Raw genomic sequence first — 23,918 nt, 5'->3', positions numbered from 1 at the left:
TCAGGCTGCCTCGATGAACCGCTCGACCGCGGCCTTGGCCAGATCGTCGGTCATCTGCTCGCGCGGATGCTTGCAGAAATAGGCGCTGGCCGGGTCGATGACGCCGGAAAGGCCGCGGTCGAGCGCGATCTTGGCGCAGCGGATCATGTCGATCGCGACGCCCGCCGAATTAGGCGAATCCTCGACCGAGAGGCGCAGTTCCAGGTTCATCGGCACGCCGCCGAACATCGAGCCTTCCATGCGGAGGAAGCAGACCTTGTTGTCGTTCTGCCACGGCACGTAATCCGACGGGCCGATATGGACGTTCTCGTCCGACAGGCGCTCGGCGGCGACCGACTGGACCGCTTCGGTCTTGCTGATCTTCTTCGACGCCAGTCGGCGGTGGTTCGACATGTTGAGAAAGTCGGTGTTGCCGCCCGTGTTGAGCTGATAGGTTCGCTCGAGCTTGACGCCGCGCTTGGCGAAAAGGTCGGTGAGCACGCGGTGGACGATCGTCGCGCCGAGCTGTGCCTTGATGTCGTCGCCGATGATCGGCACGCCGGCATCCTCGAACCTTTTGGCCCAGACCGGGTCCGACGCGATGAAAACCGGGATGTTGTTGACGAAGGCGACGCCGGCTTCCAGCGCGCATTCGGCATAGAATTCGGTCGCCTTCTGGCTGCCGACGGGCAGGTAGTTGAGCATCACCTCGACCCCCGCCTCGCGAAGGGCCGCGACGACGTCTTCCCGGCTGGGCTCGGGGTCGTTGGCGACGACGAAGGTGCGGTCCTCGCCATGCTCGGCCATATGGTCGGCCACGCCGTCCAGGACGGGGCCCATGCGCACCATCGTCCCCGTCGCGGGCACGTTGGGTGCGAAGGCGAGCGTGCAATTGGGCTTGGCAAAGATCGCCTCGGCCACGTCGCGGCCGACCTTCCGCGCATCGACGTCCCAGGCGGCGACGACTTTGATGTCGAACGGGCGATACCCGCCGACCTCGTGATGCATCAGCCCGACGGCATTGTTGCTGCCGGCGCGGTAATATTCGAGGCCCTGGACAAGCGAGCTTGCACAGTTGCCGACGCCGACGACGGCGATCCTGATGGCGTTCATCGGTATTCTGGTTCCTTGTTGGCCGCCGCCGCGAACGGCGCGGGGGACGGACGGATGGTGGCAAGCGCCGCGAAGCGCCGCTCGACCCGGCGATGGGCGGCGAGCGTGATGACGGCGAGCGGAGAGAGGATGACGATCTCGAACAGCCAGAACAGCGCCGGATCGCCCGCCAGGCAGGCGACGAAGATCGCGGCGACGCGGCAATTGGCGCTGAGCGGCGTCATCCAGCGGAGCACCGGCGCGGCCCGGCGGGCATAGTCGCGGCCGAAGCCGACCGGATCGGCATCGCTCGCCATCCGCCGCTCGAAGGGCAGCGCAAAGCGGTCGACGCCAGTCGCCACGCGATCATAGGCGCGCACCAGTGGATTGCCCGTCAGGACGGGCAGCGCCGGCTGGGCGAGTCCCTTGGCGCGCCGGTGAAAGCGCGCACGCTCCCCTTCATAAAGGCTCGACTGGACCGCGTGGCAGACGCCGGCGACGATTGCGAGCGCCCAGGCCTGAGCGCTGCCGATCGAAGCGGCAAGCGTGACATAGATGAGGATGAAGACGCCGTGGTCGCACAGTCCGTCGAGGAAGCGGCCGGTGGCGCTGGCGGTGCCGGTCGCGCGGGCGACCATGCCGTCCAACCCGTCGGCAACCATCCAGCCGATCGAGAAGACGAGGCCGAGCAGCGCCATCGCACTACTCCCCCACTCGGCATAGCTGGCCGCCGCGACCGCGCCCAGCGCCAGCCCGATCAGCGACACCGCATTGGCCGAGATCCCGAGGCGCAGCGCCGTCGGCAGCAGCGCACGCGCGAGCGGATGGATCAGGTAGAGATTGGAGACATCCTCGATCCGGGGATCGCGCGATCCGTCGCCGCGGACGCCGGAAAGCGTGCCGCCGGCCGCTAGCTGCATTCCGAAATCTCGAGCAGCGGCGGCGCTGATCGGCGTCGGCTGGCCAAGTGGAGCGTGGCCGCGGTCACCGCGAACCAGCCGAGCGCCGCCGCCGCGAACATGATGAGCAGCTGATGCGTCAGACCCGCCACGATCATCATCGCGCTCGCCGCCGCGAAGAAGTCGCGCATGGTCAGGTGGATCAGCCATTCGACCACGATGTGGGAGTCACCGTTCTTACGCAAATGTTTCTTCACGATGTCAAAATTAAGCGGCTCGCCGCTCGCGCTGACGCGCACGCTCATCATCCACAGGCCCGACGCGACCGTCACCAGCGCGATCGCGCCGGCAAGCGCACCCGACAGGTCGCCGGCCAGTCCGACGTTGAAGGTGACGCCCACCAGAAAGCCCAGATTGGTGAAGGCGTCGATCACGCTGTCGAGTGTCGCGCCCTCCTCCGACGTGCGGGCGGTCGCGCGTGCCATCTCGCCATCGACGCCGTCGAAGATCGAGGCCGCCTGGAACAGGATCGCCCCGATGATGAGGCCGGTGCCGTCGCCCAGGACCAGCGCCAACGTCATCGCGATCGCGAGCACGGCGGTGCCGATGCTGGCGTGCGTTGGGGTGAGGCCGGGCACCATGAGCAGCACGCTGCTGATCGCGCGAGAGATCGGGCGATTGAAGTAGCGTGAGACGATCCCGTCGCCGGCCTTCCCTGTCATCGTCAGGATCGTGCGGCCCGCGCGGCGCAGGTCGGCGAGCCCTGCGGCGTCGTCGACCGGAGAGGCGCTCGGGTTCATCATCGCCGACAGGAGCGCGGGCAGGATCGTGTCGCGGCGCGGATCGCCCGCATGGCGCGCGGCGGCGGCGACGAAGCGCTCGCCGCGGATTCGCACCACGTCCTCGCCTCGCGCCGATCCCGTGAAGGTCACCGGCAGTCGCGGCGCGAGCCGCGCGCACTCCGCGACGACTTCGGCACTCGGAGACCAGCCGGATGCGGCGATGATGGCGCATCCGTCGACGTCGCCGCTCGCCCTCAGCGCCTCGATCGCCTGCGCGGCGCGCGCGGCGGCGGGCACGCCCGCGACGCGGGTTTCCGCCGTGGCGGCGCTGGAGAAGATGATGAAGATCTTTGGCACGGCGATCGTCCCGCTGGCTGGGTCAGGACATTGACGGAGCGGCCGGCGCGATCCCTTGACGATGATGTGACGAAAGCACGCGGCGGTAGATCGCGAGGTTTGCGGCGGCGAAGTCGCGCCACCGGAGCGCGCGAGCGCGGACGAGGCCCGCCTCTCGCATCGCCGCCGCCTGGACGGGATCGCGCACCGCCGCGAGCAACTGGCGCGCGATCGCGGCGGGGTCGTGTGGGTCGGCGAGCAGCGCCGCGCCGCCCGCGACTTCGGGCATCGCGGAGGTCGTGCTGGTGACGACGGGGCAACCGCATGCCATCGCCTCCGCCACCGGATTGCCGAAGCCCTCCGCAAAGGAGGGGTGCAGCAGCACCCTGGCCGCGCCGTAGAGCGCGACGAGATCGTCCGCGTCGACGGTCGGCAGGAACCGCACCCGGTCGCGGATGCCGAGCGATCGCGCCAGCCGCTCGAGTGGCCGGGTGCCTGCGCCCTGACGCTGGACGAGGACGAGATCGATCCCCGGATCGTCGGCGAAGGCGAGTGCGAAGGCGCGGAGTGCCGCGCCCTGGTTCTTGTAGGGCGCATGCTGTCCCACGGTCAGGACGAAGGGACGCCAGGGCGACAGGCCTAGCGTCGCGATCCGCTCGGGCTCTGGCGGCTGCGGTCTGAAGCGGTCGGACACGCCCGACAGCGTCACGGCAGTGCGCGCTGCCGCCGGAGAATGGTAGCTCGCGATCGCTGCTGCCGTGGCAGCGCTGACCGCCGCGATCGCGTCGGCCGACCGGATCGCGCGCCTGAGCCCGTGGCCGTAGAAGGCGCGCTCCACTCCGCCGCGAACGCCGGGGCGGCACCAGGCCGGGTGGGTCAGGCGCATGATGTCGTGGACGGTCACAACGCACGGCATCCCCAGTCCGGCCGGCATCGTGTTGAAGGTGGCGTGGAACAGGTCGACGCCGCTCAGGTCGGCGGCGCGCGGCAGCCACCACATCGTCGCCGGCCCATTGGCGGCCGCCGCCACCACCTGTTCGCTGACGTTGGGCGCCCGGCTCAACGCGCCGGGATGCGCGGGATGGCGCAGCAGCCGGAAGTGGAGGTCGGGGGCGAGCGCGGGCAGATGGTCGATCAGTCCGCGCACAACCTCGGCAATGCCGCTCGGCCGCGGACCGATGTAGCGGCAATCGATGCAGACGGTTGGCACGGCGCGCCCGTCAGCGCACCGCGTTGTTGATGCCGGTGACCGAGAAGGCGGCGCTCGAGACGATGTTCAGGAACTTCTGCAGGTCGGCGATCGGCGCGTTCGACACATAGATGACGTCGCGGTCGCGGATGCCGAAATCCTGCGCGGTGAAGAACGCCGCCCCCTGCCCCAGGTCCAGGCGATAGACGACCGGGATCAGCCCCGCCGCCGTTCGCCGCGCGCCCGTTGCGATGGCGGGATCGAGCGCGTCGGGCTGCTCCAGGCGGAAGACGAACACGCCGCGCACATCGGCGCGATCGTCGCGCAGCCCACCGATGCGACCGAGCGCCTGCGCGAGGGTGATGCCGCCGCCCTCGAACGGCACCTCGGCATTCTGACCGACGGCGCCCAGCGCGACGAAGCTGTAGGGCTGGAATACGGCGGTGACGATGTCGCCCGGGCGAAGCACGATGTTCTGCGCCGGATCGCGCATCACGACGTCCAGCGGCATCGCAGCGGTGCGGTCGCCGCGGGTGAGCTGAACCGTCGTCTTGGCGATCGGCTGGCGCGATCCGCCCGCGGCGGCCACGGCGTCGAGCACCCGCTCGCCGCGCGGGGTCAGGGGGACGCGGCGGGTCGCGCCGACTTCGCCCATCACGGTGACGGCGCGACTATCGTTCTGAGCGAGCCGCACGATCGCCTGTGGACTGTGCGCGCGGCCGGTGAGCCGCTGGACGATCATCCGCCCGACCTCCTGCGGCGTGCGGTCGCGTACCGCCAGCGTTCCGACGAACGGAACCGAGACGGTGCCGTCCTCGCCCACCACCTGCTGCGGGATGCCCGCGCTTTGCGCGAGTGCGCCGCCGATCGCCGCGCCCGGCGGGGTCGCGCCGAACAGCACCGCGGGGGGCGCTTCCCAGATCGCGATGTCGAGCACGTCGCCGGTGCCGATCACCGTGCCGCTCGCCGCCGTCGCCCCGAACACGTCGGCGAAAAGCTGCGAACGGGCATAGGAAGCGGATCGCTGCGCAGCGGCTTCGTCGAGCGCGACGATGCTGATGCCCTGCGCGTCGGTGGGCGCGCTCGCGCGGACGATCGCCTTTGACGAGGGGCCTGACGCGCTCATCGTCGTGCATCCGGCGAGCAGGCAGGCCAGGAGCGCGGCGCCCCGGCGCGGCGAAGTCGGCGACATCACAGGAACCTCCGGTAGAGCGCGTCCAGGCGCGCGCGATAGCGTTCGGGGGAGAAGGTCGCGGCCTGGGCAAGGCCGCGGGTCGATAGGTCGGCGCGAAGACCGGCGTCGGCGTCGAGCGCGCGGAGCCCGGCGGCGATCGCGGCGGTGTCGTAGGGATCGACCGACAGCGCCGCCTCGCCTGCCACCTCCGGCAGGGACGAGGTGTTCGAGCACAGCACCGGCGTGCCGAGCAGCATCGCCTCCAGCACCGGCAGGCCGAACCCTTCGTAGAGCGAGGGGAACAAAGCCGCCTTGGCACCGCGGATCAGGCTGACGAGCAGGCCGAAGGGCGCATAGGGCAGCTGGATGATCCGGCCGCGGCGGACGTCGCCGCGGATCGGCTTGCCCGCGCCGAACGCGTCGAGCAGCCGAAGCTCCGCCTCGGCCCGCCAGGCACGCGCGCCGACGACGACCAGCGGCGTGGTGACGCCGCTCGCGAGGTACGCCTCGACGATGCGGCCAACATTCTTCTTGGGTTCGATTGATCCCCAGAACAGGAAATAGTCCTTGTACGGCGCGCCCAGCGCCCCCTCGACCTCGCGCGCGACCTGATCCTCGGAAAGGTCGAGCAGTCGCTGGGGAATGTCGACCGACTGATAGGTGTTGGTGACGCGATCCGGTGCGACGCCGGCCAGTTCGATGATGTCGCGTCGCGAGCATTCGGACACGGTGACGAGATGGTCGGCGGTCCGCGCCAGCATTCGGATCAGCGCCAGATACCGCCGCTTGTTGTCCAGCGTGGTGTAGGGGAGCCGGAGCGGCACCAGGTCGTGCAGCGTGTAGAGGTTCGCCGCACCCGGCACCCGGACCGGCAGTGGATAGGTCCAGTGCGCGAGATCGGGTCGGCTCGGGACCTGCACGGCGGTGCTCTTTTCCCATGCCTGAAAGCGCCCGTGCGCGCGGCGGTAGAAGTCGGGCGCGCTGTAGAGCGTGTCGTGATGCGGCAGGCGCGCGGCGAACTGCCGCGTGACGACCTGACCGCTGAGCGGGATCGCCTCGGCGCGCGAGGCTGCGGGCGAGAGGATGCCGACCGCGTCGCGAAGACGGTTGCGGCGCGGCTGCGCCTCGGCATCGAAGAAGGCGATCTCGCGCAGCAGCGGCTGGCGGGGCGATGGCAGGCGGTCGCCATAGAGTACCGACGTGCGATGGCCGAGTGCACCCACCTCGCGGCTGAGGTTGCGGGCATAGGTGGCGACCCCGGTGCCCTTCTCCAGCCCGAGATTGTAGCCGTCGATCAGGACGTGCTTCATCCGAATAGCGCCCTTTGCGTCAGCGGCCAGTCGCGGAAGGCGCCCGTATCCGCGGCGATCGGCCAGGCGGACCCGCTGTTCGCCATCTCTGCCAGCACAACCTCGGCATCGTTCGGGGCTAGGTGGCCCAGCGCGAGGACACGGATCACCTCGCCATGCGCGTCCCGATCGATTGCGCCGCTGGCGAAGCGGCGATCCTCGACCAGCGCGGCGACCAGGGCGTCGCAGGTGGCGTGGCGGCGGAGCAGCGACAGCATCTCGGCTTCGGTCGGCGCGGTGCCGGCCCAGAGCAGCCGCGCCATCGCCTCCACGTCCGGGCGGCCCGGTACCTGAAGGTGCGTGGCGTCCTTTTCGAACGGGTGGATCGGCCAGTTCGCCGGATCCCCGCCGCCCTGCGCCACGACGAAGGCGAGATGCTCGGCGACGTCGGCGGCGGGCTCGCCCATCGCGCAGGCGGTGCGATAAGCGATTTCCGCGCGGGCGAAGTGGCCACCTTCCTTGGCGACATGGCCGAGCTGGACCCAATAGGATCGCTGATAGGGGTGGAGCGCCAGCGCTGCGCTGTAGCGCTCTTCCGCCGCGCCCCAGTCGCCCGCGTCGCGTCGCCAGTCGCCTTCGCGTACCAGCATCCGGAACCGCTCGTCGCCGAGCGCGCGGTGCTGCGCCACCTCGATCAGCGCGGCACGGTCAGGGGCGGCGGCGCGGTCGATCACCGGCGCGCCGGCGAGGCCGATCGCCTCTCGGAACCGATCATACGCCTCGTCGAAGTCGTCGAACAGCGCGAGGCGCCCGCCATGGAGCAGCGCGAACCGGTTGCAATGGTCGCGCAGATAGCCCGGATCGTGCGAGATCAGCACCATCGCCCGGTCGCCGCGCTTGCCGAACAGCTCGTGGTTGCAGCGGTCGTGGAAGCGCGCGTCGCCCACTGCGCCGATCTCGTCGATCAGGAAGCAGTCGAATTCGATGATCATCGAGATGGCGAAGGCGAGCCGCGCCCGCATGCCCGAGGAGTAGCTGCGCACCGGTTCGCGCAGGTAGGTACCCAGCTCCGAGAAGTCGGCGACGAAGGCGAGGTTGCGCTCGAAATCCTGGGCATAGATGCGGCTGATGAAGCGGATATTGTCGATGCCGGACAGCGTCGGCTGGAACGCGCCGCCAAAGGCGAGCGGCCAGGAAACCGACATGTGCCGCTCGACCCGGCCCGCGCTCGGCCGCTCGGCGCCGCTGATGAGACGGACCATCGTGGACTTGCCCGCGCCGTTGCGGCCGAGCACGCCCAGCCGCTCACCCATCGCCAGCTCGAACCCCACGCCGTCGAGCACGACATTGTCGCCCGACCGCGTGCGATAGACTTTCCGAACGTCGCTCAGCCGGATCATTCGGGCACCACCCGCCGCGCGGTATGCTGCACGGTGAACAGCGCGACGAACGTCAGCGCCAGGCAGAACGGGATGACGTAGGCCAGGTCGTAATGGGCGTGGACGCGGGTGCCGAAAAAGCCCTCGCGAACGATCTCCGTCCCGTGAACCATCGGGATGTAGAGGACATATTCCTGCGCAGCGGTCGGCAGCGCATCGACCAGGAACGCCGCCCCCGACAGCGGGAAGATCAGATACGATGCCGGGTGCCACAGCTTGTCGACCAGCTCGCTCTGGTGACTGAGCGCGCCCAGGGTGATGGCGAGCGCGGCGCCGAACCAGGCGATCAGCAGCCAGCCGCCGACGACCTCCAGAATGTTGCGCGGCGGATCGATCCAGCCGAGCGTGATGAACAGGATGCTGAGCCCCGCGAACGACATGGTCGCGCCGCCGAATTCAAGCAGGACGCGTGCGACATAGATGTCGAGGACGCGGATGTTGCGGTGGTAGAGTAGCGACAGGTTGCTCCACAGCGCACCGATGCAGCGCCCCGGCATGTTGCGCCACAGGAGCACGCTCGAATAGCCGGTCAGCGCGAACGCCACGATCGGCAGGTCGCTGCCATGATAGGCCTTCGCCGCGGTCCACAGCGCCGCGACGCCGAGCGTGAACAGCATCGGTTCGACGAACAGCCAGAGGAAGCCGATATTGTGCCGGCCATAGCGCGTCAGCATCTCACGCAGCAGCAATGCGTGGAGGACGCGCCCCTGAACGCCCAGGCTGGCGCGAAAGCCATGTGCGGCGGTGCTCATCCCTCGCGATGCTCGCGAACGCCGGCGAGCAGCACGGTGAGGATGCCCCAGGCGAGCAGGCCGAGCACGAACACCGCGACGATGCCGCCAAGCCGCCGCGGACGGATCGGATAGTCGGGCAGGCTGGGCGGCGCGATCCGCTCCACATACGCCCGCTTGCGCCGCGCCTCGGCATGCGCGTCCTGGAGCGACACGAGCGTCGCGGCGAGGTTCTTGGCGGCGAGTTCGCTGTCGAGCAGCAGCACCTGATAGCGCGCCGCCGCCGCCGACAGCGAGTTGCGCCCGCCCGCCACGCCCAACCGCCGCCGCGCGATCTCTCGCTGAAGGCTTGCGACCTGCGTGCGGAGATAGGGGATCTGGCTCGCCTCCGGCGTGAAGGATTCCATCTGCTGGAGCTGCGTGCGGGCGCTGGCGAGTTCGTCCTCCAGCTTCGAGATGCCCTGCAGGCGCGCCTCGGCTTCCTTCTCCGGATCGATGATCCCGGCGCGGTTGCGATAGGCCGCAAGGCGGACGGCCGCGTCCCGTGCCCGGGTCTGCGCCGCCCGCGCATCGTCCTGCGCCGCGTCGACCGCGTCGCTTCGCGCGCGCGTCGACAGGCGGTTGACCAGCGCCTCCGACTGTTCGAGCAGCCGCTCGTTGATCGCGCGGGCATCGTTCGGCGCAAAGGCGCTCACCGACAGGTGCAGCACCTGTGTCGTCGTGTCGGGCTCGACCTCTACCTTGCCGAGATAATAGTCGAAGAACCGCTCGAGATTGGCCGGCAGCAGCCCGCCGAACCGATCGAAGCGCGACACGGTGCCCGCGCTATAGGCGCGGGTCAGCAGCTTGTCCTTGTCGGCATCGGTCAGCGCCGCGCGCGATTCGAGATACTCGACGACGGCATTGCTCTCTTCGGTCGCGCCCCCGCCCAGCCCCGCGCCGCCCAGCACCTGGCCCAGAGAGGTGACCGCCGCCTTGCTGGGGCTGCGCACGACGAACCGCGCCTCGGACACGTAGATGTCGCTGGCGAACAACCCGAAATACAGCATCGCCGCGATCGTCGGGACGATCACGCAGGTGATGAACAGCGGCGACGGCCGGTTGGCAAGCAATCGCACTAGGGCTGCATCCCCAGGCGAAGCGCGCGTCCGGTGGCCGGGCCGCGCGGCGCGGCGACGGGAACGCGGGCGTCGCCCAGCGTCGCCAACCACGGATCGATCCGCTCGAAATGCTCGTCCCAGCTCGGCGGGCAATAGCCGCGCAGGGCATCGATCCGGCGCTGGCGCAGCGCCGTCGCGTCGTCGAACGCCGCGATCCGGTCGGTCCAGGCATCGATGTCGTGCGGGTCGAGCAGTGCGGGGATCCCCTGCCCCACTTCGCGAAAGCATGGCAGGTCACTGGCGATCACCGGGACGCGCAGCGTCAGCGCCTCTGCCATCGGCAGGCCGAACCCCTCCGCCATCGACGGCATCAGCACCGCCCGCGCACCCTGCATCAGCGCGGCGAGCGCGGCGTCGTCACAATCCTCGATGATCTCGATGCGCCCGCCGGCCATGCGCGAGGCCTCCAGCGCCGAGCGCACCTCTGCGCTCCCGCTGCCCCAGCGACCGACGATGATTAGGCGGGGCGGCTGCGGCATGCCGCTCGCGATCAGCCGGTCCCAGACGTCGAGCAGCAGCGCGTGATTCTTGCGGCGCTCGATCGTGCCCACACACAGGAAATAGGGAGCGGGCACCGACGGGAAGCGCGCGGCGACCGGCAGCCGAGCGCCGGCCAGCGGCGCCACGGCGACCGGCGGACAGTCGAGCGAAGATTTGGCGGCATGCGCTCGCAGGTCAGCGGCGACCGCGGCGCTGCCGACGATGATGCCTGCACCCCGGCCAAGCGCGCCCTCCACGCGGCCGGCATGACGCGCGACCGCGTGCGGGCGGCAATATTCAGGATGGAGGATCGGGATGAGGTCGTGGATCAGATAGACGGGGCGAAGGCCATGCCGCTTGGTCCAGTCGTGGTGGACGGCGAGGTCGAAGTCGGTGTGGCTGACGTTGAGGTAGAGGCTGCCCGGCTCCGGCTGATGCGCGCTGGCGAGCGCGCCGGCCAGACGCATCGCCAGCCGCGCCCGAGCCCCAATGGCCTGCTCGCAATCGAGTTCGGCGAACAGCCGGCGAGAGGCGGCGCGGTCGAGCACGCGGATCAGCCCGCGATGCTGGACGACCGCCAATGCGCGACCCTCGAAATAGCGGAGATATTCTAGGCACACGCGGTCGATCCCGTTCGCGGGCCTTGCGGTCCAGCGAAGCGAGATCAGGCGGGTGACGTCGAGGAGGACGGGGCTCGCCCCGCGCCCCGCGCCCAGAGTTCGGCGGGATTGCTGATCCATCCTCGGGCAGACGGAGCCGCGCCCGCAAACCCTTGGTCGCTAGAACGCGGCGTCGATGCCGATGCGGAACGTGCGCGGGCGCAGCGGCGTCACCTGGTCGCGGCCGGTGGTGAACGGCGTGCCGAGCGCGAAGCGGTTGCCGCGCGTGTCGAGGATGTTGCTGACCGTGGCGGAGATGCCGACCCCGCCGATCGCGAAACGCGCCGTCGCTTCCGTATCCATGTAGCTGCCCTGGCGCTGGCCGAGCACCGGCCCCACCCCCAGCCGCGACGAGCCGATATAGCGTGCCCATCCGTCGATGGTCAGGTCGCCGCGCCCGACCGGCGCCTGATAGATGGCGCCGAGGCGCGTGGTGATGCCGGCGATGTTGGGGATCTGCGCCAGCCGGGCGAGCGCGACGGCCCGCGCGGATTGCGCGCCGGGCTCGCTGCTGGTCCGATCGGCCAGCGCGATCAGCGACGTCGACGGCTCGTCGATCCGGCCGTCGTTGAGCGACAGCGCGCCTTCGACCCGCAGACCCTCGATTGGCCGGACGCCAGCCGCCGCTTCGACCGTCCAGAGGTCGCCATTGCCGATATTGGCGGTGCTCGGCAGCCCCGATCCGTCGATGAAGTCGGCCTGGATGTTGCGCCATGCCGCCCGCGCGCCGGTCAGGCGCAGGTCGAACAGCGGCGCGGTGTAGCGCGCCCCCGCTTCGATCGTCCTAACGCGGTCGTTGCGAAACTGGCGGACGCTCTCGCCCTCGATCGCGAGGCCACCAGGGCGAAAGCCCTCCTGGTACCGCGCGAACAGCTTGAGGCGGGGCGAGGCATCGAACAGCAGCGATGCCGCCGGCAGGACGATGGTCTGCGCCCGCTCGGCCTCCGCCTCGGCAAGCGCGGCGGTGCGGTTGATCGCGAGCACGTCGACCGCCCGCCCGCTCAGCATGGAACGCGTGGCGCGCAGGCCGACGGTCGCCAGCAGCGGCCGGACCGGGCGCAGGCTGCCCTCGCCATAAACGGTCCACTCGGTCACGCCATTGTCGACGCCCGTCGTGGGCGTGCGCTGGTCCGGCGTGCCAATCAGCCGCAACAACCGCGAGCGATTGTGGATGTAGCTGATCCCGGCGAGCCAGCCCGATCCGTCGCGGGCGGTCTGCCAGGCGCGCGTCTCGTTGGCCTGCATCCGCGTACGGTTCGACTGCTCGAACAGGCGATCGGGGCCGCCGGGGGGCGTCGCGTCATAGCGCTCGACCAGATCGTGGGCGGTGATGCCGGTGGTCGAGCGGATCTTGATGCCGGCGACCTCGCCCGACACCACCACTTGGCCTTGCGCGTAATCGGCGCTGAACCCCTCGACGACCGGAGCGGAGCGGGTCAGCGGTTCGCCGAAGCGGTCGGCATATTGGCTGTCGGCGCCGCGGATGCGCTGGCCGATGCCGATCAGCTCGGCACTCCACGCCCCGCCCAGCTCGACGTGCAGGGTCGCCCGGCCGCTGTCGATCTCGGTTCGGTTGACGTCCCTTCGTCCGAGCAGCGGCTTGTCGATATAGCCACCCTCGACACTGTGACCGCCGACCACGCGAAGCGCGACGCGATCGCCGAGGATCGGCAGGTTGACGACGCCCTGCAAGTCATAGCTCGGCCGGCCGTGCGTGGTGGCGGACGTGCCCAGCGTCGCGGTACCCGTCAGCGCGTTCAGATCGACCGCGTTCGGGACGAGCCGGATGAGGCCGCCCAGCGACCCGGCGCCGTACAGCGTGCCCTGCGGCCCCTCCAGCACCTCGACCGCGGCGAGGTCGGTCAGGCGGAGGTCGGGATCGGGCGCGTTGTAGCTGAGGCGCAGGTCGCCATAATATTGGCCAACCGTCGCCTGGGTCGGGCCAGTGAAGCTCGAATCCGCGATACCACGGATGAACAGCTTGTTGCGGCCCGCGCCGAGATAGGTCGAGGTGACGCTGGTCAGTCGCTGGACCAGGCGGTCGGTCCCGCCCGCCCCGCCGCGCTCAAGCTCCTCGCCCGAGACGCTGGCGAACTGGCCGGCGAAATGGTCGCGGGTCGTGTCGCGCTTGCTGGCGGTGACGACGATGTCGGTGGGTGTCGTCGGGGTCGGCACCGGCGGCGTGGGCCTCGCGACCGGCCGGACGCGTGGCCGCGGCTCGGGCTTGGGTGCGGGCGTCAGCCGCCAGCCGACGGCGCCGATCCGCTCGACGCGCGCGCCCGCGCGCCGCGCGATCTCCGCGAGCGCCGCCTCGGGGGTCATGCTTCCTCGAAGTGCCGGTACCCGGCGCTTCCACAAGGTCGCGTCCGGCACGACGATGCTGATGCGCGCCTGCCGCCCCAGCGTCGTCACCTGCTGACCCAGCGTGCCCGCAGGCAGGTCGAGCGCCTGCGCATCGGCGCGCGCCGCCGGCATCATCGCCAGCACCGCGACCGCGACCATGCCGCCGGCGATCCGCTTCACCGCCGCCGATCCAGCGTCCAGCCGTTCGCGTCCCGCCGTGCCTCGACGCCGAGCAATTCGCCGATCAGCGCCGGGTCGGCGCGCAGCGCCTTCAGCTCGACCGTGCCGTTGAACACCTGTCCCTCGATCGCGGGCGCGGCGGTGATCCGGAGGCCGAGGTTGCGGGACAAGGCTTCCGCGACGTCACGCATGGTGGCGTCATTAAAGCTGAGCAGGCCCTCGCGCCAGCTTCCGACCAGCGCCGCGTCCTGACGCTGGCGCTGGAGGCTGCGGCCATCGGCGACGACCGCCTGGCCGGGGTCGAGCCGAACCTCCGCCCCGCCGCCGCGGACCATCACCGCCCCCTCGGCAACGGCGACGCGCGTCCGCGATCCGGCAAGGCGTACGTCGAACACGGTACCCAGGTCGACGAGCGACAGCTCGCCCGCGCGCACTCGGAACGGCGCGGCATCGTCGTGGCGCACGTTGAACAGCACCTCGCCCGCCTCGACCGCGGCGGTGCGCGGATCGGCGGCGTCCAGGCGCACGCGCGATCCACCCGCCAGCACGATGCTGCTGCCATCCGCCAGCGCCACCGTCCGTTGCTCGCCGGGAGCCGTCAGGACGGTATAGCTTTGGTCCCGCTGGCTCCAGGCGCCCAAGCCGACGCCGCCGACGAGCACCGCGGCGATCGCGCCGCCCAGCCAGCGCCGCCGCGCCGGTGCCACCGGCCGGCTGAACGCAAGGCGATCCTCGACGACCGGCGGCGGCGTCGGCGCGGGTCGCGGCATCGCAGCTGCAGCCTGGTCGAGCGCGAGCGCGGCGCGATCGTAGCGCGCCGACCGGTCGGGATCCGCCTCCAGCCAGTCGGTGAAGGCGTCCCAGTCGGCATCGGGCTCGGCCATGCGCAGGACCCAATCGAGCGCCTCCTCGTCGATCGGCTCATGCGCCTTGCCGTTGCCCCCGGACGCGCTCATCGGATCTCATCCTTCAGCTTCAACAGGGCGCGCGCCACTTCGCGCAGGTCGCTTTCGACGGTGCTGAGACTGACGCCGAACGCCTCGGCCACCTTGCGCTGCGGCTCGCCATCGACACGGACGCGGCGAAAGATCGACGCCTTTCGCTCGCCCATCGCAGCCAGCACCGCAGCGACGCGCAGCGTCTCCTGCCGGGCGCTGACTTCGCGTTCCGGGCTGGGCACCGAGCTGCCGGGCTGGTGGCGATCGTCCTCCCAGGCCTGGTCGCGGCGCTCGGCCTGACGGCGCGAGCGATAGCGGTCGATCATCAGGAGGTCGGCGGCGCGATAGAGATAGGCGGCGGGATTGGCGATCGGCCCGCCGGGTTGCGAGCGGACCTTGATCCACAGATCCTGCACCAGATCCTCGGCAGCGTCCCCGGCGCCGCGTGCCCGAAGGAAGCGGATGAGCTTGTCGCGATTAGCCAGAAAGACGACTTCGAGGCCGGTGGGTGGCATGGCGTGGCGGACGATCCGTGGCGGGAAGCCCGGCCTTCTAGCGACCGCGTCGCGCGGGGGAAAGTCGAGCGACTCCTCCCCCGCGCGACCGCGGTCGATGATCCCTGCCTCGCTGCCGTCGCGGCGCATTGCCGAAGTCCCCATGGTTCGACCATGAAGACGGAGCCATGCGCGATTTGCCTTGGCTCAGCGATCGACCATCGACAGCGCCTTCTCGCCATAACGCTCTCCGGACACCGCAAAGGTCGAGAGCGCACCGTCGAGCCGCGCCACCTCCTCGACCGAGAGGGTGATGTCGTCGGCGGCAAGATTCTCTTCGAGATAGGTCCGCCGCTTGGTGCCGGGGATCGGCACGATGTCTGCACGCTTCTGGAGCAGCCAGGCGAGCGCCACCTGACCCGGCGTCGCGCCATGCGGCGCGGCGATCGCCCGCACCAGGTCGGCGATGCGCATGTTGGCGTCGAAGTTCGCCCCCTGGAGCCGCGGGTCGCCCTTGGCCCGGAAGTCGCCCTCGGGATAATCCTCGGCGCGCTTGGCCGTGCCCGTCAGGAAGCCACGGCCGAGCGGGCTGAAAGGGACGAGCCCGATGCCGAGTTCGTCCAGCAGCGGCAGGATCCGGTCGTCCAGATTGCGCTCCCAGATCGAATATTCGCTCTGCAGCGCGGCGACCGGCTGGACCGCGTGGGCGCGCCCGATCGTGTCGACGCCGGCTTCGGACAGGCCGAAATGCAGCACCTTGCCCTCTGCGATCAGGTCGCGGACGGTACCCGCGACGTCCTCGATCGGGACCTTGGGATCGACGCGGTGCTGGTAGAGCAGGTCGATGCGGTCGGTCTGGAGCCGCCTGAGCGACGCCTCCACCACCTCGCGGATATGCTCGGGCCGGCTGTCGGCGCCCGCGAACGATCCCTGGCCGATGACGAAGCCGAACTTGGTCGCGATCTGGACGCCCTCGCGGCGGTCCTTCAGCGCGCGGCCGAGCAGTTCCTCGTTGGTGAACGGGCCATAGACTTCGGCCGTGTCGAAGAAGGTGCAGCCGAGCTCGATCGCGCGGTGGATCGTCGCGATCGATTCGGCATCGTCGGGCTCGCCATAAGCATGGCTCATTCCCATGCAGCCGAGGCCGAGCGAGGATACCTCCAGGCCCGTCCGCCCGAGTGTGCGCCGTGTCAGCATGTCAGCTCTCCTTATATCGCGTCACGCGGGCCGCAGGATGGAAGCGGCTTCGTGGCCGACCACCGTCGCCCATTCGCGGATGCGCCAGTCGCGGACGAGGCCGTTGTTCACATAAGGATCCTCGCGGACGAAGCGTTCCACCACCTCGGCACTCTCGCCCTTGAAGAGGATCAGCCCGGTGTCGAGCGGATCGGTCAGCGCGCCCGCCAGGATCAACTCGCCCCGATCCGCCGCGGCCCAGGCGCGGGTCAGGTGCGCGTCGCGGAACTCGGCCCGCCGCGCCTCATAGGTGTCGCTGAAATCGAGGAAGAGGACATAGTGCTTCATGGCACGCCTTTCGCTGGAGGTCGCGTTCGGGCGCAGCAACGAGCGCGCCGGCGCGCGGTTCTTCGCCAAAACGTCGTCGCTGGCGCGACCGATCGGCGCCACCGCGCCGCTGCCGATCTCGTACAGCGGATTGATATAGGATATGGCTGCGTAACGAAGGGGACGGGCTTGCTGTTCGACGGGCGGATCATTGCCGGCATCACGGTGTTCGTCGCGGTCGCCCGCACCGGCAGCTATGCCCGCGCGAGCGAGCAGCTCGGCCTGTCGCGGTCGGGCGTGGGCAAGGCGATCGGGCGGCTGGAGGAGCGCACCGGACTTCGCCTGTTCGATCGCAACGCCCGCGCGCTGAAGCTCACCGACCAGGGCCGCACCTTCCTTGAGGAAGCGAGCCCGATGCTCGAGGCGCTGGGGCGGATCGCGACGCCGGCGACGCCGGACGAGGTGCGCGGGCGGCTCCGCATCTCGACCGACGGCGCGTTCGGACCCGACGTGCTGATCCCGATCCTCCCCGACTTCCTGGCCGAACATCCGCGCGTCAAGCTGGACGTGCTGGTGCGCGACCGGATCGACAATCTGCTGAGCGACGGGTTCGACGTGGCGCTTCGCTTTGGCGAGCCGGATGCGCGCGGCCTGGACAAGCGGCTGTTGCTGCAAAGCCGTGTTTTGACCTGTGCCAGTCCGGGCTATATCGACCGGCACGGGATGCCGGAGCGGCCCGAGGATATCGCCCAGCATCACCGCTGCGTCCGCCTGATCGACGATGTGACGGGCCGGCCGCACGTCTGGAACTTCATCAACGCGGCCGGCGAGGCGCACACGATCGCGCCCGATTGCGGCCTGACGGTCAACGACGCGGGATCGCTGGTCGCCGCCGCGCGGTGCGACCACGGGATCGTCCGCTTGCTCGACGTCGTGGCGGAGGCGCATCTGCGCAGTGGCGAGTTGGTCGAGATCCTGCCGGAGTGGAACTGCCTCCGCTGGCCCGCCTATCTCTATACGCCCAACGAGGTTCACCGCTCGCCCGCGCTGGAGGCGTTCATGGCGTTCGTACGGACCCGCCTGTCCGCCTGACCGGCGGCGTCCGTGCAGCGGCGACATTTCGGCGACGAACCGGCACGCGGGCGACGGGTTATGCCGGGCGACCAGCCGGAGAATCCGATTTGCTACCGACCACCAACCTGTTCGTCGCCGCGGCATTGTTGCTGCCCGCGCCCGTCGTTCAACAACCACCCGTCGATCAGGCCACCAACCGCACGCTGATCGAGAGCGCCTTTGCCCGCTGGGCCAAGGGGGAGGCCGACATCTTCAGCCTGCTCGCCGACGATGCGACCTGGCACATCACCGGACAGGATCCGGCGGTCGCCACCACCTATCGCTCGCGCCAAGCGCTGCTCGACGCCACGTCGCAGCCGCTGCGCGCACGGCTCGCCGGGCCGCTCACGCCGGTGGTGCGGCGGATCTGGACCGATGGCGACGACGTCATCGTCCATTGGGACGGGAGCGCGCCGATGGCCGACGGCTCGACCTATCGCAACAGCTACCTCTGGATCATGACGGTCAAGGGCGACCGCGTCGTCGCGGTCACCGCCTTCCTCGACAATGCCGCATTCAGCGCGGCGCTGGCCAAGCCGGTTCCGCCCGGCAGGCGCGACTGACGCGATCATCTCCTCACCGTCCCCGCTGGGCCGACAAATCGGCGCGCAACCGGCGGGGACGAGGGGCGATATGTCGGGAAACCGGACCAAGGGAGGGCTTGTGGACTGGATCGAGGCGAACGCCACCACCGAACTGGCGCTGACGATCAACGGCGCCGAGCATCGGCTGACGATCGATGCGCGCGTGACTCTGCTCGACGCGCTGCGCGAGCATCTGCACCTGACGGGCACCAAGAAGGGCTGCGACCATGGCCAGTGCGGCGCGTGCACGGTGCTGGTCGATGGGCGGCGGATCAACAGCTGCCTCAGCCTGGCGCTGATGCATCAGGGCGACGCGATCACCACGATCGAGGGGATCGGCACGCCGGAGGCGCTGCACCCCCTGCAGGCCGCGTTCGTCGCGGCGGACGGGTTCCAGTGCGGCTATTGCACGCCCGGCCAGATCTGTTCGGCGATGGGGATGCTCGGCGAGATCGAGGCGGGCTGGCCCAGCCATGTCAGCGACGACCTGGACGCGCCCGCCGTCGCCGACACCGAGCAGATCCGCGAGCGGATGAGCGGCAACCTGTGCCGCTGCGCCGCCTATCCGCACATCGTCGAGGCGATCGCGAGCGTGGCGCGCGACCGGGCGGAGGCCGCGGCATGATCGCGTTCGACTATGCCCGCCCCGCCTCGATCGTGGACGCGCTCGGCGCCGCGCGCGAGCGTCCCGCCGCGCGTTTCATCGCGGGCGGCACCAACCTGCTCGACCTGATGAAGCTCGGCATCGAGCGGCCCCGCCACCTGGTCGATATCGGCAGCCTCGACCTCCGCGTGATCGAGGAGACGGCGGAGGGCGGCCTTCGCATCGGTGCGCTCGTCACCAATGCCGAGCTTGCCGCCGACCGCCGCGTGCGCGCCCGCTATCCCGTGCTCTCGCGCGCGATCCTGGCGGGCGCGTCGGCGCAGCTTCGCAACAAGGCGACGACCGCGGGCAATCTGCTCCAGCGGACGCGCTGCTTCTATTTCTACGACCCTGCCACCCCCTGCAACAAGCGTGAGCCGGGGTCGGGGTGCAGCGCGATCGGCGGCGTCAACCGGATCATGGCGATCGTCGGCACTTCGGAGGCGTGCATCGCCTCGCACCCGTCCGACATGGCGGTGGCGATGCGTGCGCTGGGCGCCGTGGTCGAGACGACCGGACCGGCGGGCGAACGGCGCTCGCTGACGCTCGACGAGCTTTATCGCCTGCCGGGCGACACGCCGCATCTGGAGACGCAGCTCGGCGCGGGCGAACTCATCACCGCGGTGACGCTGCCCCCGCCCCCGCCCGGCCGGCAAAGCTATCGCAAGGTCCGCGACCGCGCCTCCTATGCCTTTGCGCTGGTGTCGGTCGCCGGCATCGTCGCGGTCGAGAATGGCCGCATCAGCCACGCCGCGCTCGCGTTCGGCGGGATCGGCACCATGCCCTGGCGCGACCGCGCGGCGGAGACGCTGCTCGTCGGTCAGGCACCCGGCGCGGGCCTGTTCGCGCGCGTCGCCGATGCCGTGCTGACCGGCGCTCGCGGGAGCGGCAGCAACGATTTCAAGCTGCCCCTGTTCAGGCGGACGCTCGCCGCCGCCCTGACCGCGCTGACGGAGGAGACCCGGGCATGAAGGCGACGATCAAGATGGATGCCCCGTTCGAGCAGAGCCTGCTCGACACGGCGGCCGCGCCCCTTGTCGGCAAGCCCGTCGCCCGCGTCGACGGCCCGCTGAAGATCGCCGGCCGGGCGCGCTATGCCGCCGAGCATTTCCCCGACCGCCTGGCGCACGGTTTCCTGCTTCGCGCGCCGATCGGCAAGGGGCGGATCACGCGGCTCGACACCGATGCGGCGAGCACGATGGCGGGCGTCATCGCGATCGTCACCGACGAGCGACTGACCCGCAATGGCGGCGACTTCGCCGGTGCGGAAGCCCCCGTGCAAGGGGTCGAGGACGTCGCCTATTTCGGCCAGCCGATCGGCGTCGTCGTCGCCGAGAGCTTCGAACAGGCCCGCGCCGCTGCCCTCTGCATCGGCATCGAGCATGCGGCGGAACCCGGCGTCTTCGACATGGAAGCGGCGCTGGACACGGCCGAACCGCCGACCAACGACATCTTCGGCCTGTTCCTGATCCACACCGAACAGGGCGACGTCGATGCCGCGATGGCTGAGGCCAAGGCGAGCGTCGATGCGATCTGGACGACGCCCAGCCACAGCCACTCCGCAATGGAGCCGCACGCGGCGATAGCGGTGTGGGAGGGCGACCGGCTGACCCTCCACGCCTCCTACCAGTCGCCCGTCACGTCGCGCGATCAGCTCGCCACGGTGCTCGGCATCGAAGCCGACAAGGTCCGCATCTGCTCGCCCTTCGTCGGCGGCGGGTTCGGCGGCAAGCTGGGGCTGATGCCGGAGGCCGTCGCGGCAGCGATTGCGGCGCAGCAGATCGGCCGCCCGGTCAAGGTCGCGATGACGCGCCAGAACGTCATCGAAACCACCGGCCGCCGCCCCGCGACGCACCAGCGGCTGCGGCTGGGTGCCGACGCCGCGGGCAAGCTGACCGCGATCGGGCACGAGACGATCACCGACCAGCTCGAAGGCGAGATGTTCTTCGAGCCCGCAGGGATCGCGACCCACTCGCTCTATGCCGGCGCCAATCGCGTGGTCGACCACAAGGTCGTGCGCGTGAACAAGCTGCTCGGCGTGTCGATGCGCGCGCCCGGCGAAGCCGCGGGCCAGCTCGCGCTGGAATGCGCGGTCGACGAGCTTGCCGAGCGGCTGGGCGTCGACCCGATCGAATTGCGCATCCTCAACGAGCCATTGACGCACCCCGAGGAAGGCAAGCCGTTCTCCACCCGGGCGCTGGTCGATTGCATGCGGACCGGCGCCGAGCGGTTCGGCTGGGACGCGCGCAACCGCGTGCCGGGCGCGACGCGCGACGGCGAATGGCTGATCGGGCACGGTATGGCAGCTTCCTCGCGCGGCAACCTGTTCGGCCCGACCGCCGCCCGCGTGTCGATCGGCGCCGGCGGCCGGGTCGTCGTCGAGAGCGAGATGACCGATATCGGTACCGGCACCTACACGATCCTGACGCAGATCGTCGCCGACCTGCTCGGCGTGTCGATCGACCGGATCGAGGTACGCCTTGGCGACACGGACGATCCGCGCAGTGCCGGCTCGGGCGGGAGCTGGGGCGCGGCGACCGCAGGCTCGGCGGTCTATGCCGCCTGCGAAAAGCTGCGCGCGGCGCTGATCGCGGCGGTGGGCATCGACGTCAACGAGGCGACCTTTGCCGATGATGCGCTGATCGTCCGCGGCGAACGCTATCCGATCGCCGAACTGGTCGGCGAGGGCATGAGCGTCGAGGGCAATGTCGAGCCGGGCGAGAGCAACGCCAAATACGACCAGACCGCGTATGGCGCCCATTTCTGCGAGGTGCGGGTCAATGCCGTGACCGGCGAGACGCGGCTGTCGCGGTGGAACAGCGTGTTCGCCGCGGGGCGCATTCTCAACCCCAGGACGGCGACCTCGCAGGCGATCGGCGGCATCGTTTTCGGCATCGGCGCCGCGCTGACCGAGGAGCTGATCCACGATCCGCGCACGGGCAAGGTCGTGAACCGCGACCTGGGCGAATATCATGTCCCCGTCCACGCCGACATTCCCGCGATCGACGTGCTGTTCCTCGACGAGCGCGATCCGCTCGCCAATCCGCTGATGATCAAGGGCGTCGGCGAGCTCGGCACCTGCGGCGCGGGCGCGGCGGTCGCCAACGCGATCTACAACGCGACCGGCGTCCGCGTCCGCGACTTTCCCATCACGCTCGACAAGCTGCTCCCCGGCCTGCCGGACTGACGCTGGCCGCGAGCCCGAAAAGGACGATCGATGAAGAACAGCGGCAACACCATCCTCATCACCGGCGGCGGCTCCGGCATCGGCCAGGCGCTGGCGCACCGCTTCGCCGATGCCGGCAACAAGGTCATCGTCGCCGGAAGGCGGCGGGCGGCGCTGGAGGAGACGATCGGCGGGCGTAGCGATATCCACGGCATCGAACTCGACGTGGCCAGCGCCGATGGGATCGCCGACTTCGCGCAGCGGCTGATCGCCGAGCATCCCGACGTCAACATACTCATCAACAATGCCGGCATCATGCGGCCCGAACCGCTCGGCCGGTCGCGCGACCTTTCCGATGCCGAGGCGACGATCACCACCAACCTGCTCGGCCCGATCCGGCTGATCGACGCGCTGATCGACCATCTGGCGAAGCAGCTCGACGCGGCGATCGTGAACGTCAGTTCCGGGCTCGCGTTCGTGCCGCTGGTCGCCACGCCGACCTACAACGCGACCAAGGCGGCAATCCATTCCTATACCGTGTCTCTGCGCCAGGTCCTGGCAGGGCGGGTAGAGGTGATCGAGCTGGTGCCGCCCGCGGTACAGACGGGCCTGACCCCCGGCCAGGAAACGCGCGAGGGCTATCTGCCGCTTACCGACTTCATCGACGAGGTGATGACGCTGTTCGGCCAGACGCCGACCCCGAGCGAGATCCTGGTGCAGCGCGTCGGCTTCCTGCGCGATGCCGAGCGCGAGGGCCGCTTCGACAAGGCGCTGGCGGCGCTCAACACGCCGGCGACCGAGACCGGGCACGACTGACGTCGGTTTCAGGGAGGTCTATTATGGCAAAGATCGCGCTCGTCACCGGTGCGTCGAGCGGTTTCGGCCGCCTGATCGCCAGCGATTTGGCCCATGCCGGCCACACCGCCTACGCCTCGATGCGCGAGACGGCGGGCAAGAACGCCGCCACTGTCGCCGAGATCGCAGAGCAGGCGAAGCGCGAGGCGATCGACCTACGCACGGTCGACCTCGACGTTCAGGACGAGGCGTCGATCGCGGCGGCGGTGGAGGCGATCGTCGCCGAGCATGGCCGGATCGACGTGCTCGTCCACAACGCCGGGCACATGGTTTATGGCCCCACCGGAGCGTTTTCGGTGGAGCAGCTCGCGCAGCATTATGACGTCAACGTGCTCGGCACACACCGCGTCAACCAGGCGGTGCTGCCGCACATGCGCGGCGCCGGCGCGGGCTTGCTCATCTGGGTGTCGAGCAGCAGCGTCGCGGGCGGCGTGCCCCCGCTCCTCGGCCCCTATTTCGCTGCCAAGGCGGGGATGGATGCGCTCGCCGTCTGCTATGCCAAGGAACTGGCGCCGTTCGGGATCGAGACGGCGATCGTGGTCCCGGGCGCGTTCACCAAGGGGACCAATCACTTCGCCCATGCCGGCGAGCCGGCGAACCGCGACGTGGCCGACACCTATGCCGCCGGCTATCCGGACGGCTTCTTCGACCGAATGCGCGATGCCCTCGCGGCGACGATCCCCGACGACGCAGATCCGGGCGAGGTCGCGCGCGCCGTCGCCCGCATCGTCGACCTGCCTACCGGCACGCGTCCGCTGCGCACGATGATCGATCCCGCCAGCGACGGCTCGGCGGTCAGCTTCGCCGTCATCGATCGCGTTCGCGAGCAGTTCCTCGACCGCATCGGCTTTCCCGAACTGCTGCGGCCTGCCGGCTGAAGCCGGAGCGCC

Annotated in this window: 23 protein-coding genes; 8 read left to right on the top strand and 15 right to left on the bottom strand. The window is 70.0% G+C overall.

Annotated features, from left to right (window positions below):
* Genes RS883_RS08610 through RS883_RS08540 form a run of 15 tightly spaced genes read right to left on the bottom strand, consistent with a single transcriptional unit; the run spans position 1 to position 16,688 of the window.
* On the bottom strand, positions 1-1,092 hold the full coding sequence (locus RS883_RS08610) for an inositol-3-phosphate synthase (protein WP_315759800.1): 1,092 nt from the start codon (positions 1,090-1,092) through the stop codon (positions 1-3).
* On the bottom strand, positions 1,089-1,991 hold the full coding sequence (locus RS883_RS08605) for a CDP-alcohol phosphatidyltransferase family protein (RefSeq protein ID WP_315759799.1): 903 nt from the start codon (positions 1,989-1,991) through the stop codon (positions 1,089-1,091). Before RS883_RS08605 ends, RS883_RS08610 begins: the two co-directional genes overlap by 4 nt.
* A complete protein-coding gene (locus RS883_RS08600; protein ID WP_315759798.1) occupies positions 1,982-3,109 on the bottom strand; it encodes a CDP-alcohol phosphatidyltransferase family protein in 1,128 nt (375 codons plus the stop codon). Before RS883_RS08600 ends, RS883_RS08605 begins: the two co-directional genes overlap by 10 nt.
* Positions 3,110-3,131: 22 nt before the next feature.
* Entirely contained in the window at positions 3,132-4,298 is a 1,167-nt protein-coding gene (locus RS883_RS08595; protein ID WP_315759797.1) for a glycosyltransferase family 1 protein, read from the bottom strand.
* Between the two features lie 10 nt (positions 4,299-4,308).
* Positions 4,309-5,469, bottom strand: coding sequence for a polysaccharide biosynthesis/export family protein (locus RS883_RS08590; RefSeq protein WP_315759796.1), 1,161 nt, complete (start codon positions 5,467-5,469; stop codon positions 4,309-4,311).
* Positions 5,469-6,761, bottom strand: a complete 1,293-nt coding sequence (locus tag RS883_RS08585) for a glycosyltransferase family 1 protein (RefSeq protein ID WP_315759795.1) — start codon at positions 6,759-6,761, stop codon at positions 5,469-5,471. Before RS883_RS08585 ends, RS883_RS08590 begins: the two co-directional genes overlap by 1 nt.
* Positions 6,758-8,140 (bottom strand): ATP-binding cassette domain-containing protein, encoded by a 1,383-nt coding sequence (locus RS883_RS08580; protein WP_315759794.1) that lies wholly within the window; start codon positions 8,138-8,140, stop codon positions 6,758-6,760. The genes RS883_RS08585 and RS883_RS08580 overlap by 4 nt, the downstream gene beginning before the upstream one ends.
* The gene (locus RS883_RS08575) at positions 8,137-8,931 is read right to left on the bottom strand and encodes an ABC transporter permease (RefSeq protein WP_315759793.1); all 795 of its coding nucleotides are present in this window, start codon (positions 8,929-8,931) and stop codon (positions 8,137-8,139) included. Before RS883_RS08575 ends, RS883_RS08580 begins: the two co-directional genes overlap by 4 nt.
* On the bottom strand, positions 8,928-10,028 hold the full coding sequence (locus tag RS883_RS08570) for a hypothetical protein (RefSeq protein WP_315759792.1): 1,101 nt from the start codon (positions 10,026-10,028) through the stop codon (positions 8,928-8,930). Before RS883_RS08570 ends, RS883_RS08575 begins: the two co-directional genes overlap by 4 nt.
* Complete coding sequence (locus RS883_RS08565) at positions 10,028-11,290, bottom strand: glycosyltransferase family 1 protein (RefSeq protein WP_315759791.1); 1,263 nt, start codon at positions 11,288-11,290, stop codon at positions 10,028-10,030. The genes RS883_RS08570 and RS883_RS08565 overlap by 1 nt, the downstream gene beginning before the upstream one ends.
* Before the next feature lie 39 nt (positions 11,291-11,329).
* Positions 11,330-13,732, bottom strand: coding sequence for a TonB-dependent receptor (locus tag RS883_RS08560; protein WP_315764916.1), 2,403 nt, complete (start codon positions 13,730-13,732; stop codon positions 11,330-11,332).
* The gene (locus RS883_RS08555) at positions 13,729-14,688 is read right to left on the bottom strand and encodes a FecR family protein (protein ID WP_315764914.1); all 960 of its coding nucleotides are present in this window, start codon (positions 14,686-14,688) and stop codon (positions 13,729-13,731) included. The genes RS883_RS08560 and RS883_RS08555 overlap by 4 nt, the downstream gene beginning before the upstream one ends.
* Complete coding sequence (locus RS883_RS08550) at positions 14,685-15,329, bottom strand: RNA polymerase sigma factor (protein ID WP_315764911.1); 645 nt, start codon at positions 15,327-15,329, stop codon at positions 14,685-14,687. Before RS883_RS08550 ends, RS883_RS08555 begins: the two co-directional genes overlap by 4 nt.
* Before the next feature lie 42 nt (positions 15,330-15,371).
* The gene (locus RS883_RS08545) at positions 15,372-16,361 is read right to left on the bottom strand and encodes an aldo/keto reductase (protein WP_315764908.1); all 990 of its coding nucleotides are present in this window, start codon (positions 16,359-16,361) and stop codon (positions 15,372-15,374) included.
* Positions 16,362-16,382: 21 nt separating this feature from the next.
* The gene (locus RS883_RS08540; RefSeq protein WP_315764905.1) at positions 16,383-16,688 is read right to left on the bottom strand and encodes a YciI-like protein; all 306 of its coding nucleotides are present in this window, start codon (positions 16,686-16,688) and stop codon (positions 16,383-16,385) included.
* On the opposite strand from RS883_RS08540, the gene RS883_RS08535 reads away from it, so the two are divergent.
* The 8 genes from RS883_RS08535 (at position 16,687) to RS883_RS08500 (ending at position 23,906) form a co-directional block, all read left to right on the top strand.
* The gene (locus RS883_RS08535; RefSeq protein ID WP_315764902.1) at positions 16,687-16,827 is read left to right on the top strand and encodes a hypothetical protein; all 141 of its coding nucleotides are present in this window, start codon (positions 16,687-16,689) and stop codon (positions 16,825-16,827) included. The two genes, RS883_RS08540 and RS883_RS08535, sit on opposite strands and share 2 nt — an antisense overlap.
* Before the next feature lie 29 nt (positions 16,828-16,856).
* Complete coding sequence (locus RS883_RS08530) at positions 16,857-17,759, top strand: LysR family transcriptional regulator (protein WP_315764900.1); 903 nt, start codon at positions 16,857-16,859, stop codon at positions 17,757-17,759.
* An 89-nt stretch (positions 17,760-17,848) separates the two neighbouring features.
* Positions 17,849-18,343 carry a nuclear transport factor 2 family protein gene (locus tag RS883_RS08525; RefSeq protein ID WP_315764897.1) on the top strand — a complete coding sequence of 165 codons (495 nt, stop codon included), beginning with the start codon at positions 17,849-17,851 and terminating at the stop codon, positions 18,341-18,343.
* Between the two features lie 70 nt (positions 18,344-18,413).
* Positions 18,414-18,989 (top strand): 2Fe-2S iron-sulfur cluster-binding protein, encoded by a 576-nt coding sequence (locus RS883_RS08520; protein WP_409977408.1) that lies wholly within the window; start codon positions 18,414-18,416, stop codon positions 18,987-18,989.
* Positions 18,986-19,978 (top strand): xanthine dehydrogenase family protein subunit M, encoded by a 993-nt coding sequence (locus RS883_RS08515; RefSeq protein WP_315764892.1) that lies wholly within the window; start codon positions 18,986-18,988, stop codon positions 19,976-19,978. The genes RS883_RS08520 and RS883_RS08515 overlap by 4 nt, the downstream gene beginning before the upstream one ends.
* On the top strand, positions 19,975-22,194 hold the full coding sequence (locus RS883_RS08510) for a xanthine dehydrogenase family protein molybdopterin-binding subunit (RefSeq protein ID WP_315764889.1): 2,220 nt from the start codon (positions 19,975-19,977) through the stop codon (positions 22,192-22,194). Before RS883_RS08515 ends, RS883_RS08510 begins: the two co-directional genes overlap by 4 nt.
* A gap of 30 nt (positions 22,195-22,224) precedes the next feature.
* Positions 22,225-22,989 (top strand): SDR family oxidoreductase, encoded by a 765-nt coding sequence (locus tag RS883_RS08505; protein WP_315764887.1) that lies wholly within the window; start codon positions 22,225-22,227, stop codon positions 22,987-22,989.
* A 23-nt stretch (positions 22,990-23,012) separates the two neighbouring features.
* Positions 23,013-23,906 carry an SDR family oxidoreductase gene (locus tag RS883_RS08500; RefSeq protein ID WP_315764885.1) on the top strand — a complete coding sequence of 298 codons (894 nt, stop codon included), beginning with the start codon at positions 23,013-23,015 and terminating at the stop codon, positions 23,904-23,906.
* Positions 23,907-23,918: the final 12 nt, after the last annotated feature.

It is taken from the genome of Sphingomonas sp. Y38-1Y (genome assembly GCF_032391395.1).
Classification (GTDB): Bacteria; Pseudomonadota; Alphaproteobacteria; order Sphingomonadales; family Sphingomonadaceae; genus Sphingomonas.
The sequence above is the reverse complement of the archived record's forward strand: the minus strand, read 5'-3'. Positions and strand labels throughout refer to the sequence as shown.